Raw genomic sequence first — 2,868 nt, forward strand, 5'->3', positions numbered from 1 at the left:
GCTCGCCGTGGCGGGCGGCCGCGTGGTCGTGGACGGACTTCTCCCGGATCAGGCTCATGGCCGGTACCGTCCGCCCAGGTCGGACCGCCTGGCACGCGGATTGACGCTTACCGTCAATCCGCGGCGGAGGCCGTCGGGCGGGGTGACAGGATCGAACGCGTGAGTGAGCGGAGCGAGCGAACCATCAGGAACAGCGCGTGGGCGCATGCCCCTGCGGAGCGCCGGGGGTACCCCCGGCCGGAGGCCGGGGGAGAGGCGGGCGCATGAGCCTGACGATCGACATCACCGGCCTGCCCGACGAGCGCCTGCTCTTCACGCCCTCCCCGCTCGGCGAGCTGAACGCCATGCTGCACGTGCTCGCCGAGCCCGCGCACCACCCCGTGCTGCACGGCTGGGCCGGCTGCACCGCCGCCGTGATCCCGCCCGAGCTGTCCGAACGGCTCCTGGAGGCCGACTTCCTCTGGCGCTCCTCGCGCGCCGACTTCCTCGTCCCCGGCCTGCCCGGCGCCACGCTCGACGAGGAACTCGACGCCATCGACCGGATCGACGACGAGCTGTACGTCGCCGCCGCCCTCATCACCACCTGCGGCTCCTCCCGGCTCACCCGCCGGATGGGCTCCCCGCTCACCGACCCGGACGCCAACGAGCGGGCCCGGGAACTCGCCCTCGCCCGCGGCCCCCGGCAGGCCGCCTTCGCCGACCGGCTGCTCGCCGACCCGCCGGCCGTCCGGGCCCTGGTGCGGCGGATGCTGGAGGACTGCCGGTCCGTGTTCTTCGCCGACGCCTGGCAGCGCGTCCTGCCCGACCTCGCCGCCGACGCCCGGCGCAAGGCCGACCTGCTCGCCCGCCGCGGCCTCGCCGAGGCGCTCGCCGACGTCTCGCCCTCCGTCACGCTCGACCAGGGCGGGGACGGACGGCGCCGGATCGTCATCGACAAGCTCCAGGACAGCGCCACCAGCGGCACCGACTCCGGGGGCGTCACCTTCATCCCCACCGCCTTCGGCCGCCCCCACCTGCTGGTGGTGCACGCGAGCGGCTGGCGGCCCGTCCTCCAGTACCCCGTCGCCGAGGCCGGCCTGCCCGAGCCCGTCTCGCTCGCCCTCGTCCAGCAGCGCCTGGAGGCGCTCGCCCACCCCGTCCGGCTGCGCCTCGCCCGCACCATGGCCCGCGGCCCGCACACCACCGGCGAACTGGCCTCCGCCTGGCAGCTCAGCGCGCCCGAGGTGTCCCGGCACCTGGCCGTGCTGCGCAAGGCCGGGCTGCTGACGACCCGGCGGCGCGGGCGGTACATGCTCTACGAGCTCGACCTGGCGGGCAGCGCCCGGCTCGGCTCGGACTTCCTGGAGGCGGTGCTGCGGTGAGGGGTCCCGCTCCGGTGGGAAGCGGTGCTCCGGTGGGCGGGAACAGCGGACGAGCGGCAGGCGTTCGTCCGATCATGACCGACGACGCCGCTCCTGAGATCCTCCGCTACGCCGCCTTCGCGACCCGCCCCGAGGGCGGCAACCCGGCCGGCGTGGTGCTCGACGCCACCGGGCTGACCGACGAGCGGATGCTCGCCGTCGCCGCCGAGATCGGGTACTCCGAGACCGCCTTCCTGACCGCCGGCCCGGCCGAAGGGGCCTACCGCGTACGGTACTTCAGCCCGCTCGCCGAGGTGCCGTTCTGCGGGCACGCGACGGTCGGCGCCGCCGTCGCCCTCGCCGAGCACGTCGGCCCCGGGCGGTACGTCTTCGTGACCGCGGCCGGGGACGTCCCGGTCGGGGTCGAGCGCGGGGCCGACGGGCTGCTGCGCGCCACCCTCACCAGCGTCGAGCCGAAGGTCGAGGAGGTGCCGGCGGCCGACGTCGCGGAGGCGCTCGCCTTGCTCGGCTGGTCCGCCGCCGACCTCGACCCGGCCCTGCCGCCCCGCGTCGCCTACGCGGGCGCCCGCCACCTCGTCCTGCCGGTCGCCACCCGCGAGCGGCTGGCCCGGCTCGACTACGACTTCGACGGCCTCGCCGCCCACATGCGCGCCCGCGACCTGACCACCCTGCAGCTCGCCTGGCGGGAGGCCCCCGAGGTCTTCCACGTCCGCGACCCGTTCCCGGTCGGCGGCGTGGTCGAGGACCCGGCCACCGGCGCCGCCGCGGCCGCCTTCGGCGCCTACCTGCGGGAGCTCGGCGCGGTGACGGCCCCGGCGGTGCTGACCCTGCACCAGGGCGAGGACCTGGGCCGCCCGGGCGTCCTGCGGGTCGAACTGCGGGCCGAGGACACCCGGGTGCGGGTCTCCGGCACGGCGGTGGCGATCCGTTAGCACCGGTTCAGGGCCTCAGGGCGGGGGCTGCGGCAGGACCAGCCCGGCATCGCACCGCCCGAGCCGCTCCCAGACCACCTCGTCGATCGACAGCCGCGCGTAGCCCCGCCGGACGAGGCCCATCGCATACGTGGTCTTGCCCGCCCCGGGCAGACCGCACATCAGCACCACCGTGCCCGATCGCCGTGTCACCGGCCCAGGTTAGCCCCGGGTGGGGTGGCTCCGCCCCGCTCCGGGCGGGCGGAAATTCGTTCGCGCCGAGCCGCTCCGGTGGGCGAAGCTGCTCCGATGCAGCGAGCGAGCAACCGGACCGTTACGGTCGATCTCACCTACGGCGACGAGCACTTCGGGCAGCTGGGCCCGTTCGAGGTGGAGGTCGGCTGGTGGTCCTCGGTGGACGGGGTGGTCGCGCGGGCGACCGAGGCGGCCGGGGTGCCGGTGCTGGTGGCCCGCCTGGTCGAAGGCCGGAGCGAGGACCCGGGCCACGGCGGGCGGGTCCGCTACCACGCCGAGGCGCTGCGCCGGCCGACCGTCCTCACGGCCGGCGCCCCGGACGACGGGACGGCCGCGCTGCT

General features: G+C 76.1%; 3 protein-coding genes and 1 pseudogene. 3 read left to right on the top strand and 1 reads right to left on the bottom strand.

What is annotated here, in order from left to right:
• Nucleotides 1–263 precede the first annotated feature (263 nt).
• Both AE652_RS38920 and AE652_RS38925 read left to right on the top strand, forming a co-directional pair.
• Nucleotides 264–1,361 carry a DUF5937 family protein gene (locus AE652_RS38920; protein ID WP_049660215.1) on the top strand — a complete coding sequence of 366 codons (1,098 nt, stop codon included), beginning with the start codon at nt 264–266 and terminating at the stop codon, nt 1,359–1,361.
• A gap of 74 nt (nt 1,362–1,435) precedes the next feature.
• Nucleotides 1,436–2,293, top strand: a complete 858-nt coding sequence (locus AE652_RS38925) for a PhzF family phenazine biosynthesis protein (protein WP_049660217.1) — start codon at nt 1,436–1,438, stop codon at nt 2,291–2,293.
• 15 nt (nt 2,294–2,308) lie between these two features.
• Here the strand turns inward: AE652_RS38925 and AE652_RS44540 are convergent, their stop codons facing one another.
• On the bottom strand, nt 2,309–2,485 hold the full coding sequence (locus tag AE652_RS44540; protein WP_234348702.1) for an AAA family ATPase: 177 nt from the start codon (nt 2,483–2,485) through the stop codon (nt 2,309–2,311).
• A 96-nt stretch (nt 2,486–2,581) separates the two neighbouring features.
• Here AE652_RS44540 and AE652_RS38930 point away from each other — a divergent pair.
• Nucleotides 2,582–2,868: pseudogene (locus AE652_RS38930) on the top strand (hypothetical protein); the annotation flags it as partial.

The sequence above is a fragment of the Kitasatospora sp. MY 5-36 genome, assembly GCF_001182915.1.
In the GTDB taxonomy this organism is placed as follows: Bacteria; Actinomycetota; Actinomycetes; order Streptomycetales; family Streptomycetaceae; genus Kitasatospora.